This window comes from Streptomyces rubiginosohelvolus (assembly GCF_014649875.1).
GTDB classification, from domain to species: Bacteria; Actinomycetota; Actinomycetes; order Streptomycetales; family Streptomycetaceae; genus Streptomyces; species Streptomyces rubiginosohelvolus.
The window spans coordinates 252,196-273,838 of record NZ_BMTW01000004.1 but is presented as its reverse complement, the minus strand read 5'-3'; the positions used below and the strand labels follow the sequence as shown (position 1 = coordinate 273,838).

Sequence of the window (21,643 nt, the reverse complement as noted above, 5' to 3'; positions counted from 1 at the left end):
GCCGGTCACTCCCGCTTCGCGACAGTCACGGAGGCGGGCCTGAGCTGCCGATCGCCGTCGCCGTAGCCCGGGCGCAGCACCTGCACGACGGTGCCCGGCTCGATGTCGGGGTCATCGACCACGCTGACCACCTCATGATGGGCCGGGTCGAAGGTCACTCCGGTCTCCGCATGCCGCGGGTAGCCGAGCTGTTCGAGAACGCCCACCGCTTGGTCGCGGACTGCCCGGACGCCCTCCACGACCGCACCTGAGTCGGCGTCGGCGTGGGACAGGGCGAGTTCGAGGTTGTCCAGGACGGGCAGGAAGGCGGCGGCCGTACGCGAACGCTCGACCATCCGCTCCCGCTCCAACTCCCTCGCATGACGCTTGCGCAGGTTGTCGAGATCGGCGAGGGCGCGCCGCCAGCGGTCCTCCAGCTCCCGCACCGCGGCTGCGTGCTCGTCCGCCGCGGATGCGGGGCCGGCCGCGTCGGGTCGCGCTTCGTCCGCCGTCGCTTGCGGCCAGAGAGTCGGGCCGGGTTGATGCGGCTCCTCGCCAGGAGGGCTTACGGCGTCCTTCGGAGCCGGTCCGACCGACGCTGCGCGGTCAGGTTCTTCGGGAAGGCGGGTCATGGCGGCCTCAACCCTTGTCGAACTCGGCGTCGATGACATCGTCGTCGCCGCTGCCACCGCTCGGGGGAGCATCGGCGGAAGCACCCTGACCCGGGTCGCCCGTGGCGGCAGCACCCGGCTGGGCAGCCAGTCCGGCGAGGATCTGCTGGAGTTCGGAGGCCAGTGGCCGCACGCGCTCCACGCCGGCCTCTTCCTTGACCGCCGCCCGGGCATCGGAGATGAGCATCTCGGCACGTGCCCTCTCGTGCGAGGGGGCCGCGTCGCCCAGTTCGGCGAGGCGCTTCTCGACCTGGTACGCGACGGCGTCGAGCTCGTTCCGGGCGTCGACGGCTTCGCGGAGCTCCCGGTCCTGACCCTGGTTGCGCTCGGCCTCCTGCACCATGCGCTCGACCTCACCGCGGTCCAGGTTGGAGCTCTCGCTGATGGTGATGCCTTGTTCCTTGCCGGTGTCCCCGTCGCGCGCCGTGACATTGAGGATGCCGTTGGCGTCGATGTCGAAGGTGACCTCGATCTGCGGTTCACCTCGCGGCGCCGGCCGGATGTCGGTGAGCTGGAACCGGCCGACCACGCGGTTGTCGGCAGCACGCTCGCGCTCACCCTGGAGGACCACCACATCGACGGCCGGTTGGTTGTCGTCGGCGGTGGAGAACGTCTCCGTGCGCCGCACCGGGATGGTGGTGTTCCGCTCGATGATCTTCGTCATGACTCCGCCGCGCGTCTCGACGCCCAGCGACAGGGGCGTGACATCGAGCAGCAGGACGTCCTTGACCTCGCCCTTGAGCACTCCGGCCTGAATCGAGGCGCCGAGGGCCACGACTTCGTCGGGGTTGACGCTCATGTTGGGGTCCTTGCCGCCGGTCAGCCGACGGACCAGGGCCTGGACGGCAGGTATCCGGGTGGAGCCGCCCACGAGGATGACCTCGTCGATGTCGCTCTCGCCGACCTTGGCGTCGGCCATGGCCTGCTTGACCGGTTCCAGGCACCGCTCCACGAGATCGCCGGTGATCTGTTCGAACGTGGAGCGCATGACGGAGTCGGTGAGGTGTTTGGGGCCCGACGCGTCGGCGGTGATGAACGGCAGGCTGACCTGCGTCTGGGTGACAGAGCTGAGTTCGGTCTTGGCCTTCTCCGCCGCCTCGAACAGTCGTTGCAGTGCCTGCGGGTCGTTCCGCAGGTCGATGCCGTTCTCCTTCTGGAAGCCGTCCGCGAGATGGTCCACCAGGCGCCGGTCGAAGTCGTCGCCGCCCAAGTGGCTGTCCCCGGCGGTGGAACGCACCTCCACCACGCCGTCGCCGACGTCGAGGATGCTCACGTCGAAGGTTCCGCCGCCCAGGTCGAAGACGAGGACGGTCTCGTGCTCCTTCTTGTCCATGCCGTACGCGAGAGCGGCCGCCGTCGGCTCGTTGATGATCCGCAGCACCTCCAGCCCCGCGATCCGGCCGGCATCCTTGGTGGCGGTGCGCTGGGCGTCGTTGAAGTAGGCGGGGACGGTGATGACCGCCTCCGTGACACGCTCGCCCAGTTGCTTGGAGGCGTCGTCGGCGAGTTTGCGCAGCACTTGTGCGCTGATCTCCTCCGGCGCGTACAGCTTGTCGCGCACCTCGAAGCGGGCCGCCCCGCCGTCGCCCTCGACGACGTCGTAGGCCACCGCTTTCGCCTCGTCGGAGATCTCGTCGAAGTGCCGGCCTATGAATCGCTTGGCCGAGTAGATGGTTCCTTTGGGGTTGAGGATCGCCTGGCGCCGTGCCATCTGGCCCACGATGCGCTCCCCCGAGTCGGTGAAGGCGACCACCGACGGTGTCGTCCGATTGCCCTCGGTATTGGGAACCACGGACGGCTCGCCGCCCTCCCACGCGGCGATCACCGAGTTGGTGGTGCCGAGGTCTATGCCCACTGCCCTGGCCATGAGGAACTCCTCCCGGTGCTGCGGCCTGCGCCGATTACCGGTTCGCTGTCGTTCGCCAACGGAGAAGACCTCCACGGAGGGCCGCGCACCCCGGGCTCTCGCACCCGGACCGAACGTCCCGAGCAGGGCAACCGACCCGTAGCGCTGCTCTGCTTCGGATTCCGCTACTTCTGGCGACGTGTACGCGGAGGCTTCCGAACGCTCCCAGCATGTCGAGCCGATTCGCCCCGCGCCTGCGCCTGGCGGGACGAAAACGGATGGGCCCACTCGCCCTGCACGTACTAAGGTGAGATTGCGGACATTACGCACTGAATGGCCTCGCGGGCAGTGACCCGGAGCAGCGCTTGTCCGGCCCTCCGACAGCTCGGGATTGGTACCCATGGGGAAGCGTCGGCCGCACAACCTGAACGGCCACTCCTACGAGAAGGGCAGCCGGTCAGCCGTCGGCCACCGCCGACCGGCCGCAACTGGTCCGAGAGAGCCGCGAGCGCTTCCTTCCGGCGGCCGCTCCCTCCAGGAACTGACGGCGTTGCTCCGCGACCTTTTCGCCACCTGGGACGAAAGCAAGATTCTGCGCCTGGCCATGGACCACGTTGCCGCCGCCGGGCCCTATACGGCCGAGGCGGGATACCTGCTCGAAGCGGGCGGCGACCTGGTCCCCAGTGCGGGGAACCGCCAGGATCACGCCCTCATGATGCAGTCGAGGGTACGAGACCTGGGGGGGCGGGACGGCTCTGTAGCCGTACCCGGCAGGCGCGGCGGTCAGGCCCTGGCGCTGCGCGGAATCGAGGGCCTGCACGGATACCTCGTGGTGACGTCCCGCTTCCCGCCGACCGGAACCGAGAGGTTCCTGCTCGCCACACTCATCCGGCACACGGCTGCCGCGCTGTCGGTCGCCTTCGTACACCGCCGCCGCCGGGAGGAGGCAGTGGAGCTGCATGGCCTCAGGGAGGAACGTGCGGCACTCCAACGGCAGCTGGTCACCGTCGTGGGGGAGCTGGCGTACCGGCAGGCTGCACATGGGCTCACGGCCGACGTCGCAGCCTCGGGCGGTAACGAGGAGGCCGTCACCCGCGCTCTGCACGGGCTGACGGGACTTCCCGCCCTGGTCGAGGACCGCTTCGGCCGGCTGAGGTCCTGGGCAGGCCCCGATCGACCCGACCCCTATCCGGAGCCGGATCCCGTACGCCAGCACGCACTGCTCAACGAAGCCGCGCGGGAGGCGGGGCCGACGCGGATCGAGGGCCGGCTGATCGCTCTCGTGCGCCCGCACGGCGAGATCCTGGGCATGCTGGCTCTGGTCGATCCCCTGGGCGAGGCGGACGAGCACGCGGTGCTCGCGTTGGAACAGGCCGTCATGTCGCTCGCCCCGGAGCTGGCGCACCTGCGCAACCAGGCCAACGTCGAACTGAGGCTGCACCGCGAGCTGGCCGACGACCTCCTGGCAGGAACGGACGAGACCAGCGCCTACGCCAGGTCCGAGGCCGTCGGTCACGATCTGCACCGCAGCCACTACATCGTCGTGGTGCGGTGGTCGGACCGGGTTGCGGACGACTCCTTCGCGCAGGCCGTGGACAGGGCGGCCGCCGCCGTGGGCATGCGCTCGCTGTTGACCCGAGGGGCCGAGCACGTGGTCCTCATCGCTGATGACAGGCCGCACGCCGGAGCGCTGTACGAGGCGCTTGCCCTGGACACAGGGGCGCCGTGCGGGAGCATCGGCGTGAGCGCGCGGTGCGATACCCCCGACGACTTCCCTCAGCATTACCAGGAGGCGCAGCGCGCCCTGGAAGTGCTGCGCCACTCCCGCAAGCAATACGGGATGACGTTCTTCGACCAACTCGGTCTCTATCGCATCCTGGGACCCGGCAACAATCTCCGGGAACTGGAGGCGTTCGTCCACGAGTGGCTCGGGAAGCTCATCGATTACGACGCGGGAAACAACTCGGCCATGACGGAGACCCTGGCCCGGTACTTCGACTGCGGCGGCAACTACGACGAGACAGCCGCTTCTCTCTCCATCCACCGCAGCACACTGCGCTACCGGCTCCAGCGCATCCGCGAGATCAGCGGCAACGATCTCGCCAACGTCGAGGACCGGCTCAACCTTCAGGTGGCCACGCGAGTATGGAAGATCGTCCTGGGCGGATCCGGCTGATGCTTCACACCGGAGTACGCCAACGGCAGACCTCAACCGCCCCGGTGTGCGGGAACCTGGCCGAGAGCGGGGGAACGTGAGTATGGCTACTCATGTGGCGGATGTCGGCGCACGGCATCGTTCGGATCATCAGCACATCGGCCACCACACCGGGCATTCCGGTATCCCCAGGAGATCCGCCATGGACAAGAATCCTCGCTCGCTGCCTCAGACTCTCCGCCACTACCTGGTCAACCCGCTGGCTCTGGGGTATCTGGGCGTTGTCCTTGCGGTGTGCGTGTGGGTGACCATCGACGCCGTCTCCGCGTCCTCCTCCGGAGACGCCAGCTTCGCCGGGTTGTGGGCGGTCCTGGCCACCGCACCGACCTCGATGCTGTTCCTCGTGGCCGGTCCCGTCGGACTGATAGGCATTCCCATCGGTGCCATCGTCCAGGCCACCGCGCTCGGAGCCCTGTACCGCTCCATCACCGAACGCCGGGCCCGCGCCACGGACGTCGGTGTGAGCAACGCCTGACCTCCCCGCGCGGTCAGCACTGACGCTGGAGAATCGTGTGCGGGAAGCTCCAGCGGCGGTGCCAACAGCTGATGGGGTTCGAACTGAAGCCCTGGTCGCCATCCTCCACGACGTCATCACGGCGGCCGTTCACCACCTCCTCGCCCCCTGGTCACGCCGTGCCTCGGCTCGTCTCAGCCGCGATCCAGAAGAGCCCGGGTCTCGACATTGATCTGCTGGGCCTCTCCCGTGGGGATGACCACGACGGGAACACGGGCGCCGGGCTCACTGACGATCTCGGGGCGTTCGGCGACCAGTGGTCGCAGGCCGCCCGTGAGGCCGAACACGGACAGGCCGGCGCACACCTCCTCACGAACCTCGGGCTGATCCTCGCCGATCTCGCCGGTGAAGACGAGAGCGTCCAGGCGGCTCAGGGATGCGGCCATCCCTGCGATGCCGCGTCGGCACTGGTGGGTGAAGACGTCCAGGGCGAGTGCGGCGCGCTCGTCGCCTGCCGTCCGACTGCGGACCAGGTCCCGCGTGTCGCCTGATGTGCCCGACAGGGCGAGCAGACCGGACCTCCCATTCAGAACGTCCTCGATCTCGTTCGCAGGCAGATTCTTCCGTGTGAGCAGCCAGGTCAGGGCACCGGGGTCGATGCTGCCGCTGCGACGACTCATCACCAGCCCCTCCAAGGGCGTGAAGCCCATCGTTGTGTCGACACTGCGCCCGTCGCGGACCGCGCAAGCGGAGCAGCCACCCCCAAGGTGCACCATCACCAGGTGCAGCTGCTCGGGGCGGCGGCCGAGGAGTTCAGCCGTCCGGGCCAGCGCCCAGGCGTAGGAGAGGCCGTGGAAGCCGTAGCGGCGCAGTCCGTACGTGTGGCGCCAATCGGCAGGTACCGCGTACTCCCTTGCCGCGGCGGTCAGGCCGGAGTGGAAGACGGTGTCGAAACAGGCGACATGGGGAACTCCCGGCAGCAGATCCCGGGCCGCGTCCACCACGGTCAGTGCTTGCGGGACGTGCAAGGGCGCGAGGTCTGCCACCTGGGTCAAGCGGGCACGGACAGCGTCGTCCAGCAGAGTATGGCTGCGCAGCTCCGGACCCCCGTGGACGATACGGTGTCCCGCAGCTGCAGGAGGCGGTCCTTCCTTCAGCAACTGCCGCAGCGCCTGGGTCGCCCCCTTACCCGGCGGGGACTCACTGTGGTGTTCGTTGAGGACGTGACCACCGTCGCCGAAGACCGTCAGACGGAGGCTCGATGACCCGGCGTCAGCCACCAGTACCGGGCTGGTTCGTGTACGCACACTCCGATCCTCTCCGTCGTTCCGCGAACATCCCTCGAAAGAGGATTCATGACTGTCGTGATGGGCTCCCTCGCTCCGGCACCGGGTACCCGATCAGTCAACGCAGAGAACAGGACGGTCCGCCGAGGGAGTCGCCTTCCGGACCAGCGGAGCCTGCTTCGAGCTACACGTTCCTGGAGCCTCGGCCCCGCCCGGGAAGTGACGCGTCACCCTGGCCGTCCTCACGGGGTCTTAAGCGGGCTGCTTCTCCACGACCACATCGATCAGCTCGATCGTGGGTTCCTCGAAGAGCTCACCCGATTTCTGGCTGAGCGCCTGCGCGACCGCGCCCGACAGGTGTGCTTGGCGCCCGTCGTCGTCGGGAAAAGCGTCGAAGATCCCGAACGACGAGGGCCCGAACTGGATTCCGAACCACCTCACCGTCCCGGGCTCCCCCTCAACGATTGACAGCCCCTGATTCAGGAAGTCGCGGACGTCGTCCTCCCTGCCGGGGAGTGCTTGAAGCCGTACCAGGACCGCTTTGCTGACCTGCGTAGCCATCTGGGGTCTCCTCAACTTCCACTTGCCCGGTTCGCGTACTCGCAACGTTTGAGCCACCGGCGCCGGCTCAGGGAGCCGTCCGCAATGACGTCATCGCCATGTCGGTCATGGCTGCCCCCTCCCCTCCGGGACCCCTACCGAGATGTTGGATTGCACCCCAAGGAATTCCTGGACCCCTCAACCCTCACCCGGTGTCCTCCCACCTGCAAACGCAGCCCACAGGCGAAACATCTGATTCATGGACCAACTGCGATTTGTGGTGGAAATAGGCTGCTCCAATGACCTCTCCGACTCCGAACGGGGCCCGAGCACGTTCCGCTGGAGCTCAGGGTCGGGACGACGCCCCGGCATGACGCCGACGAACCGCCCGCGTGGACGGCACGCCCACCCTGTGCCGTCGCCATGGACGGAGGGTGCTCGACTCATCTGATGTGTTTCGGGACGCCCCTTCGATCCTGCCGAGGTCAGAAGCCCCGGAAGACACCGTTGTCGGCGGCGTTCTCGAAGTCCTCCCAATCCATGTTGGCGAGGGAGATATTGTTCTCGACCGACCACAGCTCTGTGGCGATGACTCGGAGTTGGCCGTGCTCCTGCCTGGCCTCACCCTCCCCGCATTCGTCGTTCTCGTCGAAGAGCAGGAGGGCCAGCAGCGGCATCTCCGGCGCCGTGAGGGAGGTCTTGTCGGCCACGATGAGAAGGTCGGTGTCCAGCTCGCGTGTGGCCGAGAGGATCTGTTCGGTCGTCAGGTCGCGATAGGCGAGATCATCCACTGGGTGGACGTTCGCCAGGAAGCCGTCCTGGTTCGGTGTCATAACGGTCGCTAGCAGGGCTTGCCAAGCGGTCGGGTCGGAGAAGTCGGTGCGGATCAGCAGGGTCTCGTCCGTGTCCGGCAGGCTCTTCACGAGTCCTCCCCGTGCGGGCGTGTTCGGGGTGGCGGCGTGCTCGGCCACCGGCTCGCCGTCGCGCCAGACGATGGTGCCGTCGGCACGGCACAGGATCACTCCGCCCTCCTCGATACGCAGTTCGTCGGCCGGTCCGCCCAGCGGTGGGCGTTCGTCGCCGAGAACGCGCAGCATGCCGTCCTCGCCGAGCCGCAGTCCGGGCTCGGCCGCTTCGCCGAGGTGCGCGTACCAGAGCCAGGTCTGGTCGGCCCCGAACAGCACGAGGCGGCGTTCGTCCCAGTGTCCGAGCACGGTGCTTCCGTCGGGGGAGGTGAGGGAGTGCCGTCCGAGCGTCTGTCCCCGGCGCAGCACGGCACCCCGCGGGGCGTCGGCCGTGGGGCCGTGGCATGCCGTGTGTGTGCCTATGGACCACACCGACCGGCCGTCCACGTCACGCAGTTCGGCACGGCCGTCATCACCGACCACGAGCCGGCGGGCCCCCGAACCGGACGGGCCGGAACTCCACACCGGGACACCATGGGTGTTGCGGACCGAGAGGACCCCGTCCTCGGAGAGCTCGGCCCACCCTCCGTCCACCCACCCCGTGCCGGTCGACCACACGGCACGGCGCTCGGTGTGGCAGTACAGAGTCAGGTCGCCGTTGCCCTGGTGAGCCAGTGTGTGCGTACCTGCGGGAGACGTCAGGGACTGGTTGCGCAGGCGGCCTCCCACCTCCAACGCGGGCCCACCGTACGCGTAGGGCTCTCCCGGGGGGACCGGTCCATGAGGGCGTTGGGTGCCCTCGTGCCACAGGACGGTCCCGGCGGAGTCGACCAGGCACAGCATCAAGCCTTTGGATTTCGAACCACCCGCCAGGTGCCGGCGCCAGGTGAGCACGGTGTCCTCCTGTTCGAACCAGTCGACCAGCGGACGGGTCAGCGCGTAGCTCATACCCCCGCCCTTCCCGTACTCGCAGACCCGCAGCCATCCGTCCTGCTCGCGGGCCACTGTCCGGCGCGTCTTCCCCTCGCTGACCAGATAGGCATCCCGGGTGATGGCAGCCGCGGGCGCCGCGTCCCCGAGCGGCACAGGGCGGGTGAGTCCGGTGCGTATGTTGCCCAGGCGGACGTGGGAGCGGTCCAGGAGTTCCAGCTCTCCGGCGTCCGTGAGGGTGAGGTACTGCGCCCCAGGCGCGGCGAAACCGGAGCGCCACACCGTGTCGTCGTCCTCCCCGCCCTCGACGACGACCTCGTACCCGTGTCCGAGAAGCAGTTGCCCAGTTGCGCCCGCACGCCAGACGACCTGATCGCGGTCGGTGTCGGTGATCACTGCGATACCCTCCGAGTCGCACCGCAGCACGAACCTCTCGGAGGGGGACGTCAGCTGGACATCGGGGTAAAGACGTTCGAACATGGGCAGTTCATGCACAGGAACCCTCTTCTCCTACCGGGCGACGCCAGGTCAGGGTGGCGTCGGTGAAGCGGATTCTGCCGGACGCCACTGACAACGGGCCTGGTTGGCCCGACGGCCCTGCCCTGACACCCCTGCCGCACACCCTGAGCTGCCCCGAGTTTCGTAGAGATCCGGTGATCTTGGTTCAGGCGGGCCGCGGGATCTGCTCCTTGCTTCGCCGGAGGGCTCCCTCGTACTCGGCGGGCGAAACGTATTCGAGCGCGGAGTGAAGACGTTCTCCGTTGTACCAGGTGATCCATTGGAAGATCGCCCGTTCGACCTGGTGACGTCCTTCCAGGGGTGCTGCGTCTCTATAAGTTCGGCCTTGGAGGTGCCGTTCAGTGCCTCGGCCATCGCGTTGTCATACGAGTCCGCGCCCGACCCGACGGAGGCGAAGGCACCGATGTCTGCGAGCCGGTCGGTATACCGAATTGACACGTATCGCGACCCGCGGTCGCTGTGACGGATGAGGTCGGAGCCCCTCGTGATCCTCGGCCTCCACAATGCCATTTCCATTGCGTCCAGCGGCAGTTCCGTTCGGGCCCAGCATCGCGAAGACGGCCTGTAGGTAGTCGGTCATGGCGGTCATGCCTCTCGAAGATGCTTGCCGGGAATCGTTCGTGCCAGCATCGAGCGCCTTTCCTGTCGACGGCTGGCCGGGGTCCTCGTTGTCCATGGCATGGAGGTGGGGCGGCAACTGGTGCCAGACAGGTTGTGGGAGCTTTTCCTTTGCGTGAGGCCCGGGGCGCGTGTTCGATGACTAACAAAATGTCCGCCGAACTGACCGAAGAATCCGTTCCAACCTGGCGAATGGAAACGGATATACCACCTACATCGGCGTGAAAATCTGATCAGCAGCCCTGCTGGTGGTGTGTGCTGACGCGGCGGATGCCGTAAGTGGCTGCGCCGATGAGGAGGACGGCGGCTCCGGTGAGCACGGAGGACGGCGGCAGGGCGAAGGCCAGGACGAGGCAGCCCGCCACGCCGGTGACGGGGATGATCCGCGCCGGGCGGCCTTCGGCGGGGGTCAGGGTCCAGGCGGAGGCGTTGGCGATGGCGTAGTAGGCCAGGACGCCGAAGGAGGAGAACCCGATAGCTCCTCGTACGTCCGTGGTTGCGGCGGCCACGGCGACGACGGCGCCGACGAGGAGTTCGGCCCGGTGGGGGACCTTGAAGCGTGGGTGGACGGCGGCCATGGCGTGGGGGAGGTGGTGGTCGCGGGCCATGGCCAGGGTGGTGCGGGAGACGCCGAGGATGAGGGAGAGCAGGGAGCCGAGGGCGGCGACGGCCGCGCCGACGCGTACGAGGGGGACGAGCCAGTCGGCGTCGGCCGCCCGGGCGGCGTCCGTGAGCGGGGCTCCGGCGGCGGCGAGTTGGCCGGGGCCGAGGACGAGGAGGGGACGGAGACGGCGACGAGGGCGTAGACGACGAGGGTGATGCCGAGGGCGATCGGGATGGCGCGCGGAATGGTGCGGGCCGGATCGCGGGCCTCCTCGCCGAGGGTGGCGACGCGGGCGTAACCGGCGAACGCGAAGAACAGCAGTCCCGCCGCCTGCAGTACACCGGCGACCGTGGCATCGGCGCCGATCTCCAGGCGGGCCGCGTCCACCCCGCCGGACGTCAGGGAGGCGGTCGCGGCGGCGGCGAGCACCGTCAGGACGACGGCCACGATGACGCGGGTGAGCAGGACGGACTTCTGGACGCCCGCGTAGTTGACCGCGGTCAGGGCCACAACGGCGCCCACCGCGATCGCGTGCGCCTGGCCCGGCCAGACGTAGGAGCCGACGGTCAACGCCATCGCCGCACACGATGCGGTCTTGCCCACGATGAACGCCCAGCCGGCCAGATACCCCCAGAAGGGGCCGAGCCGCTCCCGCCCGTAGACGTAGGTGCCGCCCGAGGCCGGGTAGAGGGCGGCGAGCCGGGCGGAGGAGGTGGCGTTGCAGTAGGCGACGACGGCAGCCAGGGCGAGGCCGAAGAGCAGGCCGGATCCGGCGGCACGGGCGGCCGGGGCGAGCGAGGCGAAGATCCCGGCGCCGATCATTGACCCCAGGCCGATCATCACCGCGTCCGGCACGCCAAGGCGCCGCCGGAGTTCGTCCGGGAGCCCGACTGCGGGCGGAGGCATGCTGCTCACGGCGTTCTCTCCTTGCCGAATGCGCACCGCGGACAGTTCCGCGGTGCGCGGGCACGATAAGCGATCGACCTGAACAGCACCCGGCTTGCCCCGCCTGTGGACCGGGGTACGGGTGTCGAGCGGGTCGCGCCTGGGCCTGCTTCGGTCAGCAGTTGGACCAGCTCGTCGGGGGCACGCCGGTTGGTCACGAACTGCAGTAGCCGCCTGCTGGAGCCTCTTCGGCAGTTGCGCCGACCGTGGAGGGGGTGCCGAGCTGGACGAGAGGCGGGGTGGGCGCGCAGCAGCCTTCGCTGTCGGTTTCCCTGGTGTCGGAGGTGTCGAAAAGGCCGGCTCCGCCGCAGACTCCGGTCTCGGGGAGGGTGAGTTCGACGCGGTCGGCGGAGGCGAGGTCGCCGGCGATCGCGGCGGCTACCGAGCGGACCTGCTCGTAGCCGGTCATCGCGAGGAACGTCGGGGCGCGGCCGTAGGACTTCATCCCGACGAGGTATACGCCGGGTTCGGGGTGGGAGAGCTCGCGGTGGCCGTGGGGGTAGACGGTGCCGCAGGAGTGCTGGTTGGGGTCGATCAGCGGAGCGAGCTCGGCCGGTGCCTGGAGGCGCTCGTCAAGGTCCAGGCGCAGTTCGTTGAGGAAGGACAGGTCGGGGCGGAAGCCGGTCAGCACGATCAGCTCGTCGACGGAGTCCAGGCGGCGGCCGTCCTCGCCGACGAGGGTCAGGCGGCCGTCGGTGTCGCGTTCGACCGCTTCGGTGCGGAAGCCGGTCACGGCGTCGGCGTGGCCCTCGTCGACTGCGGCCTTCGCTGCGAGGCCCAGGGCGCCGCGGGCGGGGAGCTGGTCGGCTTCGCCGCCGCCGAAGGTGGAGCCGGAGATGCCCCGGCGCAGGATCCAGACGCCCTTGGTGCCTGTGCCGTCCTTGGACTTGGCGAGGTCGGCGAGGTAGGCGAGGGCGGTGAACGCGGAGGCGCCGGATCCGATCACGGCGGTGCGCCTGCCTGCGTAGCGGGCGCGGGTGGCGGGGTTCTTGAGGTTCGGGACGCGGTAGGTGATCCGGTCGCTCGCCGCATGTTCCCCGAGGGCGGCCAGGCCGCTGCCGCCGGCCGGGCTGGGCGTGGCCCATGTGCCGGAGGCGTCGATGACGGAGCGGGCGAAGATGCGTTCCTCGCGGCCGTCGGCGTGGGTGAGGTGCACGACGAAGGGCTGCTGCTCGCGGTCGGCGTCGACGATGCGGTCGCGGCCGGCGCGCGAGACGCCGGTGACCATGGTGCCGAGGCGGACCCGGTCGCCGAGGGCGTCGGCGAGCGGCTGGAGGTACTGCTCGGCCCAGTCTCCGCCGGAGGGATAGGTGTCCGGGTCGGGGCGGGTCCAGCCGGTGGAAGCGAGGAGCTTCTCGGCAACCGGGTCGATGACCTCGCCCCAGGTGGAGAACAGGCGCACGTGTGCCCAATCGCGCACTGCGGCGCCGGCCTGCCGGCCGGCTTCAAGAACGAGGGGTTCGATGCCCTGGTCGAGCAGGTGGGCGGCGGCGGCCAGGCCGGAGGGGCCTGCTCCGATCACGGCGACGGGCAGCTCGGGGGTGGCGGGCGCGTTCACGGTGGCTCCTTGCGTGGTTCGACATCTGTCGATGGCTTGCGCGGCCCAGCATCGCACCTGTATTGATGAGCGTCAACATAGACGTCTATCGAATTACGCAAATGGTTCAGGGAGCACATCGACGTCGATGTCATCGGTGGCGGCCGGTCGGACTCGCCGCCGCCCGCGCGCTGCTGGGGCGCGCGCTGCGGCGGATGGTGGTGGAGGCGTTCGACGGCACCGGCCGGTGCTGCCGGGTCTGACGGAGTTCACCGAGCAGGCGCTGCATGCTGCCGACTACCGCAGCCCAGCGCCCGTCACCGGCGGCCGACTGGTGGTGGTCGGGGCCGTAAGTTCCGCGGCGCAGATCGCCGCCCCGTGAATTCTCGGCCGGAACCTGCACTTCTGGACGGCCCGCACCGGCCTGGACGCCGCGCCTCTCGGCCGGCTTCTGGTGCGCCCGCCGGGGCAGCCCGTTCGAACTCGCTGCGCGGTGTCGGCCGGGAGGCGGAGCAGATCGCCCGGCGCGTTGCCGCCCGGCTCGTGTGCCGATGACGGCCCTCCCCAGGCTGGTTCGACGTGTGTCAACATAGACTTATGTCGAATGTGCAGGAGTTGCCGCTACTAGAACCCACCGGTGGTCAGGGTGCGGTGCCGTGCTGCCCGCCGCTGACCGAGCGCCCCATGAGCGCCGCGGAGGCCGAAATCGCGGCGCGGATGTTCAAGGCGCTCGGTGACCCGGTGCGGCTGCGGCTCTTCTCCGCCGTCGCCTCGCACGAGGGTGGGGAGGCGTGCGTGTGCGACATCTCCGACGTCGGCGTTTCCCAGCCCACCGTCTCCCACCACTTGAAGAAGCTCAAGGAGGCCGGTCTGCTCACCTCCGAGCGGCGCGGCACCTGGGTGTACTACCGGGTCGAGCCCTCGGTGCTTGCCGCGATGGGCCAGTTGCTGGCCATGCCGGCCGCGGCCTGACAATCGGACGGAAAGGGGGCGGGCGCAATGGGCGGGGCACTGAGTGCGGTGGTCGTGCCACTGGCGGTGGAGCACGCCGAGCAGGTGCTGGCGATCTACCGGGCGGGAGTCGACGAAGGGAACGCCACCTTCGAGACCACCGCTCCGGCGTGGGAAGCGTTCGACGCGGCGAAGCTGCCCGAGCACCGCTTCGCCGCCGTCGAGGGGAACGGGAAGGTGCTGGGGTGGGTCGCGGCGAGCCGGGTTTCCGACCGGTGCTCGTACGCGGGGGTGGTCGAGCACTCCGTCTACGTCCATCCGGCGGCCCGCGGTCGCGGGATCGCTTCCACCCTGCTCAGGGCGCTGATCGAATCGACCGAGCGAGCCGGTATTTGGACCATCCAGTCCGGAATCTTCCCCGAGAACGCCGCCAGCCTCGCCGTGCATGAGCGGGCCGGCTTCCGGGTCATCGGCACGCGGGAGCGGATCGGGTGCCATCACGGCGTCTGGCGCGATGTCGTCCTTGTCGAGCGCCGCAGCCCGGCCATCACGTGAGCGTCAGCTCGACTATGCGATCTCAGGTGCGGCATCGTGGGCAGGGCGACCGACGCCGATGAGTGTGGCTGACGCCGGGCCGGTCCGGTCGCCTGAGCCGAGCCGCTCCAGTATCCGATCGGCTGAGTGGCCAGCATGTCATCGGTGGCGGCAGGGTTCGCCGGTGCCTGGTCAGCGGTCGTAGCGCTTCTCGTGGTCGGCGCGGTAGTCGAGGCCGCGCCGGCGCAGGTGGTGGCCGGCGGCGAGTCCTGATTGGCCGCCGCCGACCACCACATCCGTGTGCTGCGTCATGGGGCCGTCGTTACCGCGCCTGGGGCGAACTTCTTCCGCCAGGCGAGTGCGACGTAGACCAGGCCGATCAGGACCGGGACTTCGATGAGCGGGCCGACGACGCCGGACAGGGCCTGGCCGGAGGTGACGCCGAAGGTGGCGATGGCGACCGCGATGGCCAGTTCGAAGTTGTTGCCCGCCGCGGTGAACGCCAGGGTCGTGGTGCGGTCGTAGGCCAGGCCCAGGCCCTTGCCGAGGAGGAACGTGCCGAAGAACATGACGGCGAAGTAGACCAGCAGAGGCAGCGCGATCCGCACGACGTCCAGCGGCTGCGAGGTGATGATCTTGCCCTGGAGGGCGAAGAGGATGACGATCGTGAACAGCAGCCCGTACAGCGCCCATGGGCCGATCTTCGGCAGGAACTTCGCCTCGTAGGTGTCGCGGCCCATCGTCTGCTCGCCAATGCGGCGGGTGAGGAAGCCCGCCAACAGCGGGATGCCGAGGAAGATGATCACGTTCAGCGCGATGTGCCAGACGGACACGTCCAGGCCTTGGCCGTCGCCGAGGTTCATCCACCGGGGAAGCAGGTCGAGGTAGAACCAGCCCAGCAGTCCGAACGCGAGTACCTGGAAGACGGAATTCAGGGCGACGAGGACGGCGGCGGCCTCGCGGTCGCCGCAGGCCAGGTCGTTCCAGATGATGACCATGGCGATGCAGCGGGCCACGCCGACGATGATCAGGCCGGTGCGGTACTCGGGCAGGTCCGGCAGGAAGATCCACGCCAGGGCGAACATCACCGCGGGTCCGACGATCCAGTTGATGACCAGCGAGGAGGCCAGGAGCTTGCGGTCGCTGGTCACGCGGTCGAGCCGGTCGTAGCGGACCTTCGCGAGGACCGGGTACATCATCACGAGCAGGCCGAGCGCGATCGGGAGGGAGATCCCGCCGATCTCGATCTTCGCGAGCGCGTCGTTCATCCCCGGGATCAGGCGGCCCAAGCCGAGGCCGACGGCCATGGCGAGCAGGATCCACACCGCGAGATAGCGGTCGAGGGTGGAGAGCTTCTTGACGATCGAGTCGTCCCCACCGCCGGTCGGAGCGGAGGCGGTGGTGGGCTCGGTGGAGGTCACGGGCAGGCCCTCTTGTTATCGGCGGCGGCGCGGGCGGAGGCGGCCAGGGCGGCGAACTGCTCGGACAGGCCGGCCAGCACCTCGGGCTTGAGCTTGTAGTAGGTGAAGCGGCCGCACGGCTCGGTCTCCACGATCCCGGCCTCGCGCAGCACCTTCATGTGGTTGGACAGGTTGGTCTGCTTGGCCCCGGTCTCCTCGACCAGGTGTGTCGTGCAGAGCGTCTCGCGCGCCAGCAGGGTCACGATCTGCAGGCGGAGCGGATCGCCCAGCACCCGGATCACATCAGGTTCGACTGAAGTCAGCATGCACTGATAATGTCACATCATCACTCGCTGATACCAGCGGGGGCTGAAGTTAATGGCGGCTGGGTTCCGCCCTGCGACGAGAGAGAACGATCACCATGGCCGACAAGCCGTCCGTCCTGTTCGTCTGCGTCCACAACGCCGGCCGCTCCCAGATGGCCGCCGCGTGGCTGACCCACCTGGCCGGCGACCGCGTCGAGGTCCGCTCCGCCGGCTCCAACCCCGGCGACCAGGTCAACCCGGCCGCCGTCGAGGCCATGGCCGAGGTCGGTATCGACATCTCGGCCGAGACCCCGAAGATCCTCACCATTGACGCGGTCCGCGAGTCCGATGTCTGCATCACCATGGGCTGCGGCGACACCTGCCCCGTCTTCCCCGGCAAGCGCTACCTCGACTGGAAGCTCGAGGACCCCGCCGGCCAGGGCGTTGACGCCGTCCGCCCGATCCGCGACGAGATCAAGACCCTGGTCGAGGGCCTGATCGCCGAGATCGCCCCGGCGAAGCCGGAGGCCACGGCGTGACCGAGATGCGAGAGGTCGTCATCATCGGCTCAGGCCCCGCCGGATACACCGCCGCGCTCTACACCGCCCGCGCCCAGCGGCGGGCCCCTGCTTTCGGTTAGCGGCATCTTCGTCGGTGGCTCTCTCGCGACCGCCACCGAGGTCGAGAACTTCCCCGGTCTCCCCGACGTGGTTTCCGGGACTGGTACGCCGAGCCGGGACGGGAGCTCGCCACTCTCGAGGCTGAGCTATGGCGGGCGACTGGCATGATCCGGCGGCCGACTGGTGAGACCGGTTGCGGACCGTTGGTCCCGTGCTGCGGATGGACAGGCGCGAAAGGAGGTCCTGATCGACTTCGGCGGACGGCTGACGCTCTTCCCGGCCCGCGCTCCCCTTCGCTGGGTGCCCGGTTTCCTTCACCGCCCCGAGCAGGACTGAGCCGAGGATGGCACCTGGCCGGCATCGACGGGTTGAGAGCGGCGGCGATGCTGCGCCTGCTCTCCAACCCCCCCGCGGTTGGAGGAGGCCGCGGCCCGGATGCGGGAGGCCCGGCGGACCTCGCCGACGAGGTGTGGATACCGGACAGAGCTGCCGTTGCCGAAGGCGCCCGAGCTCAACCCGGCAAAAGTGTCTGCCCCGGAACGGCGCGCAAGCTTTGCTCGGACCTGGCACCGGAGATGTCACCGCAGAGCAAGATCACTTACGGGGCAGCCCTCAGTGTCGGGCCATGTCCTCGATCAAGTGCCCGCGTTTACTGCAAACGCGGTGCGTGCTCTGGCCGCCGTTTCGTCGGCTTCATGATGAGTGGCAGCCAGAGGTAGGGCCCGGTCGCGGCGCACGTCCCGGGTCTGTCCTCGCCCGGCGGTGCGCTCCTCAGCGGAGGTGAGAGGGCTGGCGAGGGCAACGAGCCCACCCGCCCCTGCGCGCGCCGCCCAGGGCTCCTATCGCCGAAGCCGACAGGCGAGGGCTATCCTCGGGGTTGCCTTAACGGAGTTTGGTGGACACGAACCGGGACAACCCGGACCGTCAGGTGCGGCTGAGCTTCCTCGGCTGAAAAGATCGTTGCTCTGGGGCGTGCCGCCGATTCTCCGTACTGGGCGCGCTCGAGCGGAGAGAAGTCCTGCGGTACGGGCCTCAATGCGGTCGAACGACCCTATGACGGATGCGGCAAGTGCCTGCTCGGAGTGCGGCGGTTGTCGCGCGTGAAGCTGGTGACGCCTTCCCCTGAGCGCCAGCGCGAGAACGTGCTCACGGCCGCCGTCGGCGGGGCCCACATCATCGGCTGGGCGGACGATCGGGAGGTCTCCGGCGGCCGGCCTGTACGACGCCGTGTGGTTTCCGGGACTGGTATGCCGTGCCGGGACGGGAGCTCGTCGCTCTCGAGGCTGAGCCATGGAGGGCGACTGGCATGATCCGGTGGCAGCTTGGCGAGACCGGTTGCGGGCCGGTGGAGCCGTGCTGCGGGTGTACAGGCGCGAAAGGAGCTCCTGATCGACTTCGGCGTACGGGTGACGCACTTCAGGCCCGCGCTCCCCTTCGCTGGGTGCCCGGTTTCCTTCACCGCCCCGAGCAGGGCTGAGCTGGGGAGAGGCCGCGGCCCGGATGCGGGAGGCATGGCAGACCTCGCCGACGAGGTGTGGTTACCGGACAGAGCTGCCGTCGCCGAAGGGAATCGGGCATCTGCGCCAAGGGTGACGGGCCCCCGTTCGGCCGGTCAGCGCCCTTCCGTGCCGCCAGACTCCGAGGAGGGAACGCTCCGGCGGAGCGTGGGTATGGGTGATACGGGGCGGGCGTGATCGAGCGGGGTAAGACCGATCGTGCCGCCCCGGGGGAGACGGGGCTGAGTTGACCGATCACGGTGTCCATCGCGCATACAAGGCAACGGGAGGCGGGCCGGGTGGGCGACGGTCCGGCAACGACCAACGCCGGGACACCGGGCGGGTGCGTGCGGTGCCGCGGCACGTGGCCTGCGTGATGGACGGCAACGGCCGCTGGGCCCAGCGGCGTTCGCTTCCACGGACGGCCGGCCATCGGGCTGCCGAAGCCACCGTCATCGACATCATCGAGGCGGCTCGGGCGGCCGGAGTCGAGTGGCTCAGCCTGTACGCCTTCTCCACCGAGAACTGGAACCGCCCCGGCACCGAGGTCGACTACCTGATGCGCCTGGTCCGCCGGGTTGTGCGCAAGCACGCACCCCTGCTGCTCGCCCGCGGCATCCGCTGCCGTTTCCTCGGAGCCGCCGACCCACGCATCCCCCGGGAGCTGGCCCAGGATTTCGACGACCTGGCGACGCTGACCGCCGACAACCGGGGGATGACGCTCACAGTCGCCTTCGACCACGGCGGGCGCCGAGACATCGTCGAAGCCGCCAGATCGCTGATCCGCAACGGGACACAAGCCGACGACGTGACGGAGCGGCTTTTCGCGGACCACCTGCCGTTTCCCGACACCCCCGACGTCGACCTCGTCATCCGCACCTCCGGCGAGCAGCGCATCTCCAACTTCATGCTCTGGCAGGTCGCCTACGCCGAGTGGGTCTTTCCCGACGTGCTCTGGCCGGACTTCCGGGCCCCTGACTTTCTCACCTGCCTGCGCACCTACCGGCGCCGTGACCGCCGCTTCGGCGGCGTCCCGCCCCAGACGAACGGAGACCCGTCATGACGACTGGAACCACGGGAACGGCTGAAGAGACACCCCTGTTCGCCACGCAAGCGCCGTTCCGCGCCTTCTTCGACGACCCGCGCTGGGCGCTTGCCATCATCCGCGCCACCGTGCTGGAGGCCGCCCACCCGCAAGTTGGCGCGGCTCTGGCCGACAACTCCACCTTCGTCGCCCACCCCTGGCGCCGACTGCGCAACACCTTCCTCAGCATGCGGCGCATGTTCGACGCCGACCCAGCGGTGCGAGACCGGGAGGCCGCCCGGCTCAACAGGCTCCACGCCCGCATGAGCGGCTCCGACTCCCGCGGCCGTGCCTACGACGCCATGGACCGCGCGACCCGCGCCTGGGTGGTCGCCACCCTCTTCGAGAGCGCCGTCACCATGTGCCGGCTCAGCGGTCAGCCGCTCGACCAGGCCACGATGGAGCGGCTGTACGGCGAGTACCGTGCGTTCCTCGCTGCACTCGACGGCGACGCCGGTGAACTACCCGAGGACCTGAACGACTTCTGGCGCTACTTCGACAGGGTCGTCGAGGACGAACTGGAGAACACCGAGGCCGCCCGCCTCATCCTTTACCGGCTCTTCGACCACCTGCCCGCCCCGGCACTGCTGGACGGCATGCCGGCCCTGTGGGCGGCCGGCCGCGCTGTCGTCGGTCCCCTCCTCGGCGCGATCACCGTCGCCTCGCTCCCCGAGCCCTACCGGCGCAAGGCCGGCCTGGCCGAGATGCCGGGAACCCCGACCCTCATGCAGGGCGCCTACCTCGCCGCCGGGCTTACCCGGTTCCTGCCCGATGGCTGGATCAATGCCGAAACCATCATCGAGACCCTTTCCCTCTCGCCCGACAGCGACGACCCCCGCGCCCGGACCGTGACCGCGCTGCGCGCCCGCATGACACAAGCCTCGGCCCTGCTGCGCCTCCTCACGCCACTGGGCGGCGACGCAGGCCCCGGCCCGGCCCCCACTGCCTCGAAGACCACGGGAGAAGGCCGACGCTCGGCGGAGGAGTTCTTCCGCACGGTGCTGGACCAGACCGGCGACGGCTACCTCGACTGGCCCGACCTCGCCGCCATGGCACGCGAACTGGCCACTCGACTCGACCTGGACGAACCCCAAGAGACCCGGCTCTACGACGCCTTCGCTGCCTGGTGGCGTGAACTCCAGGCCGCCCTCGACACAGACGGAGACGGCCGTGTCAGCGCCGACGAGTACGCCACAGCCGTCCCCTCCCTCGCCGGGCCCGCGCTCATCCGCGTCGCTGAGGTGCTCTTCGACGCGACCGACAAGGACGGCAGCGGCACCATCAACGCCGAAGAACACCGGGCGCTCTTCCGCACCGCCTTCCACCGTGACCTCACCATCACCGACGGCACCTACGACCGCAGCGCCTTCGTGGGCGACTTCCTCACCTTCATGGCAGGCCGACGCAGGAACTCCGCGTACGACGCCCTGCTGGCCGACGCCTGACGAACTCGTGCAGGTCGGCGGCCACGGCTGCACGCTCTCCTGCGGGACGGTGGGTGGGCGCGATTGTTTCGGTGAGGCCTCGGCGGAGGGCGGACAGGTGCGGCCGGTGCGGGTCAGGGGGTGTCAGACGCGGTGCACCCCTCGGGGCGATGGGCGAGGTGCCCCCGGGAACTCCTGATCCCTGTCCAGGAGCATGGGCCGGACGCCCGATCACTACGGCGGGGGCTCGGGCGCCGACCGGGTTTGGAGCAGCTTCCAGCCCCGCTCGGTGCGGAGGATGAGCCGGCCGTGCTCCGGCCTCGTCACCGAGTGGTGGCGGCCGCCCGCATCGCACGCACTGCGAGCCGTGGATGGCCCGTCCGGGGCGTGTGACGGAGTCCCTCGTGCCGAGTGTGCTGGAGCAGCGGATCACTACCGGCAGCGCCCACTGGACCAGGCGGCGCCTGCTGAACCGTTACGGGCAGAAACCCCGGGCGCGGTCCCTGAGGGGATGCGGATCCTGCCGTCGGTCGCCGCCTGGCGGATGGTGCCGAGCCGGGAGTGGCACCGGTCCGGAGCAGCCGAGATCCTGCGCGGCTGCTTCTACGCCCCGCGCCTGGAAGAAGCCGCAGACACGACTTTGCCGGAGGCGATGACCCGCCTCCAGCCCGCTCCCGGCATCGGCGCGTGGACCGCCGCCGCAGAAACGCTGCAACGTACCCCTGGCGCCCTGGCGCCTTCCCTCGGCGACTTCCACCTGCCCGTCCAGATCGGCTACGC

At 69.3% G+C, this 21,643-nt stretch carries 17 protein-coding genes and 3 pseudogenes; 9 read left to right on the top strand and 11 right to left on the bottom strand.

Translation table 11 applies throughout. The features are described from left to right. Nucleotides 1–5: 5 nt before the first annotated feature. Together IE134_RS13400 and dnaK are read right to left on the bottom strand one after the other, a co-directional pair. Nucleotides 6–611 carry a nucleotide exchange factor GrpE gene (locus tag IE134_RS13400; protein WP_189430591.1) on the bottom strand — a complete coding sequence of 202 codons (606 nt, stop codon included), beginning with the start codon at nt 609–611 and terminating at the stop codon, nt 6–8. A gap of 7 nt (nt 612–618) precedes the next feature. Further along, nucleotides 619–2,517: a molecular chaperone DnaK gene (dnaK, locus tag IE134_RS13395; RefSeq protein ID WP_189430589.1), complete on the bottom strand. Its 1,899-nt coding sequence runs from the start codon at nt 2,515–2,517 to the stop codon at nt 619–621. Between the two features lie 583 nt (nt 2,518–3,100). Between dnaK and IE134_RS13390 the strand changes: the two genes are divergently transcribed. Both IE134_RS13390 and IE134_RS13385 read left to right on the top strand, forming a co-directional pair. Further along, entirely contained in the window at nt 3,101–4,672 is a 1,572-nt protein-coding gene (locus IE134_RS13390; RefSeq protein WP_229823553.1) for a PucR family transcriptional regulator, read from the top strand. A gap of 181 nt (nt 4,673–4,853) precedes the next feature. Beyond that, entirely contained in the window at nt 4,854–5,186 is a 333-nt protein-coding gene (locus tag IE134_RS13385) for an SCO4225 family membrane protein (protein ID WP_018516010.1), read from the top strand. A 173-nt stretch (nt 5,187–5,359) separates the two neighbouring features. Here IE134_RS13385 and IE134_RS13380 read toward each other — a convergent pair whose 3' ends face one another. The 6 genes and pseudogenes from IE134_RS13380 to IE134_RS13355 form a co-directional block, all read right to left on the bottom strand. Then, nucleotides 5,360–6,445: an acetate/propionate family kinase gene (locus IE134_RS13380; RefSeq protein WP_229823546.1), complete on the bottom strand. Its 1,086-nt coding sequence runs from the start codon at nt 6,443–6,445 to the stop codon at nt 5,360–5,362. Nucleotides 6,446–6,703: 258 nt separating this feature from the next. Further along, nucleotides 6,704–7,012, bottom strand: a complete 309-nt coding sequence (locus IE134_RS13375) for a putative quinol monooxygenase (RefSeq protein WP_018516007.1) — start codon at nt 7,010–7,012, stop codon at nt 6,704–6,706. Between the two features lie 464 nt (nt 7,013–7,476). Next, complete coding sequence (locus tag IE134_RS13370) at nt 7,477–9,306, bottom strand: DUF6924 domain-containing protein (protein ID WP_229823545.1); 1,830 nt, start codon at nt 9,304–9,306, stop codon at nt 7,477–7,479. A 184-nt stretch (nt 9,307–9,490) separates the two neighbouring features. After that, nucleotides 9,491–9,601 carry a hypothetical protein gene (locus tag IE134_RS13365; protein ID WP_229823552.1) on the bottom strand — a complete coding sequence of 37 codons (111 nt, stop codon included), beginning with the start codon at nt 9,599–9,601 and terminating at the stop codon, nt 9,491–9,493. 595 nt (nt 9,602–10,196) lie between these two features. Next, nucleotides 10,197–11,473, bottom strand: a pseudogene (locus tag IE134_RS13360) (APC family permease). Nucleotides 11,474–11,666: 193 nt separating this feature from the next. Then, complete coding sequence (locus tag IE134_RS13355; protein WP_189430580.1) at nt 11,667–13,070, bottom strand: NAD(P)-binding domain-containing protein; 1,404 nt, start codon at nt 13,068–13,070, stop codon at nt 11,667–11,669. A 226-nt stretch (nt 13,071–13,296) separates the two neighbouring features. On the opposite strand from IE134_RS13355, the gene IE134_RS34540 reads away from it, so the two are divergent. From IE134_RS34540 to IE134_RS13345, 3 genes are all read left to right on the top strand, one after another. Then, nucleotides 13,297–13,431 carry a hypothetical protein gene (locus IE134_RS34540; protein ID WP_018516002.1) on the top strand — a complete coding sequence of 45 codons (135 nt, stop codon included), beginning with the start codon at nt 13,297–13,299 and terminating at the stop codon, nt 13,429–13,431. A gap of 215 nt (nt 13,432–13,646) precedes the next feature. Further along, entirely contained in the window at nt 13,647–14,021 is a 375-nt protein-coding gene (locus tag IE134_RS13350) for an ArsR/SmtB family transcription factor (RefSeq protein ID WP_189430578.1), read from the top strand. A gap of 27 nt (nt 14,022–14,048) precedes the next feature. After that, a complete protein-coding gene (locus IE134_RS13345; protein ID WP_189430576.1) occupies nt 14,049–14,555 on the top strand; it encodes a GNAT family N-acetyltransferase in 507 nt (168 codons plus the stop codon). Nucleotides 14,556–14,644: 89 nt separating this feature from the next. On the opposite strand, the pseudogene IE134_RS34115 reads toward IE134_RS13345, so the two are convergent. The 3 genes and pseudogenes from IE134_RS34115 to IE134_RS13335 form a co-directional block, all read right to left on the bottom strand. After that, nucleotides 14,645–14,737 (bottom strand): annotated as a pseudogene (locus IE134_RS34115) (MarR family transcriptional regulator); the annotation flags it as partial. Between the two features lie 105 nt (nt 14,738–14,842). Then, entirely contained in the window at nt 14,843–15,955 is a 1,113-nt protein-coding gene (gene arsB / locus IE134_RS13340; RefSeq protein ID WP_189430574.1) for an ACR3 family arsenite efflux transporter, read from the bottom strand. Beyond that, nucleotides 15,952–16,260, bottom strand: coding sequence for an ArsR/SmtB family transcription factor (locus IE134_RS13335; protein ID WP_032788484.1), 309 nt, complete (start codon nt 16,258–16,260; stop codon nt 15,952–15,954). Before IE134_RS13335 ends, arsB begins: the two co-directional genes overlap by 4 nt. Nucleotides 16,261–16,355: 95 nt before the next feature. On the opposite strand from IE134_RS13335, the gene IE134_RS13330 reads away from it, so the two are divergent. The 4 genes and pseudogenes from IE134_RS13330 (at nt 16,356) to IE134_RS13315 (ending at nt 20,884) form a co-directional block, all read left to right on the top strand. Next, nucleotides 16,356–16,778 carry an arsenate reductase ArsC gene (locus IE134_RS13330; protein ID WP_189430572.1) on the top strand — a complete coding sequence of 141 codons (423 nt, stop codon included), beginning with the start codon at nt 16,356–16,358 and terminating at the stop codon, nt 16,776–16,778. After that, nucleotides 16,775–16,958: pseudogene (locus IE134_RS13325) on the top strand (FAD-dependent oxidoreductase); the annotation flags it as partial. The gene IE134_RS13330 and the pseudogene IE134_RS13325, both read left to right, overlap by 4 nt. Nucleotides 16,959–18,698: 1,740 nt before the next feature. Further along, on the top strand, nt 18,699–19,418 hold the full coding sequence (gene uppS, locus IE134_RS13320; RefSeq protein ID WP_030118893.1) for a polyprenyl diphosphate synthase: 720 nt from the start codon (nt 18,699–18,701) through the stop codon (nt 19,416–19,418). Next, nucleotides 19,415–20,884 carry an oxygenase MpaB family protein gene (locus tag IE134_RS13315; RefSeq protein WP_030121005.1) on the top strand — a complete coding sequence of 490 codons (1,470 nt, stop codon included), beginning with the start codon at nt 19,415–19,417 and terminating at the stop codon, nt 20,882–20,884. Before uppS ends, IE134_RS13315 begins: the two co-directional genes overlap by 4 nt. Nucleotides 20,885–21,643: the final 759 nt, after the last annotated feature.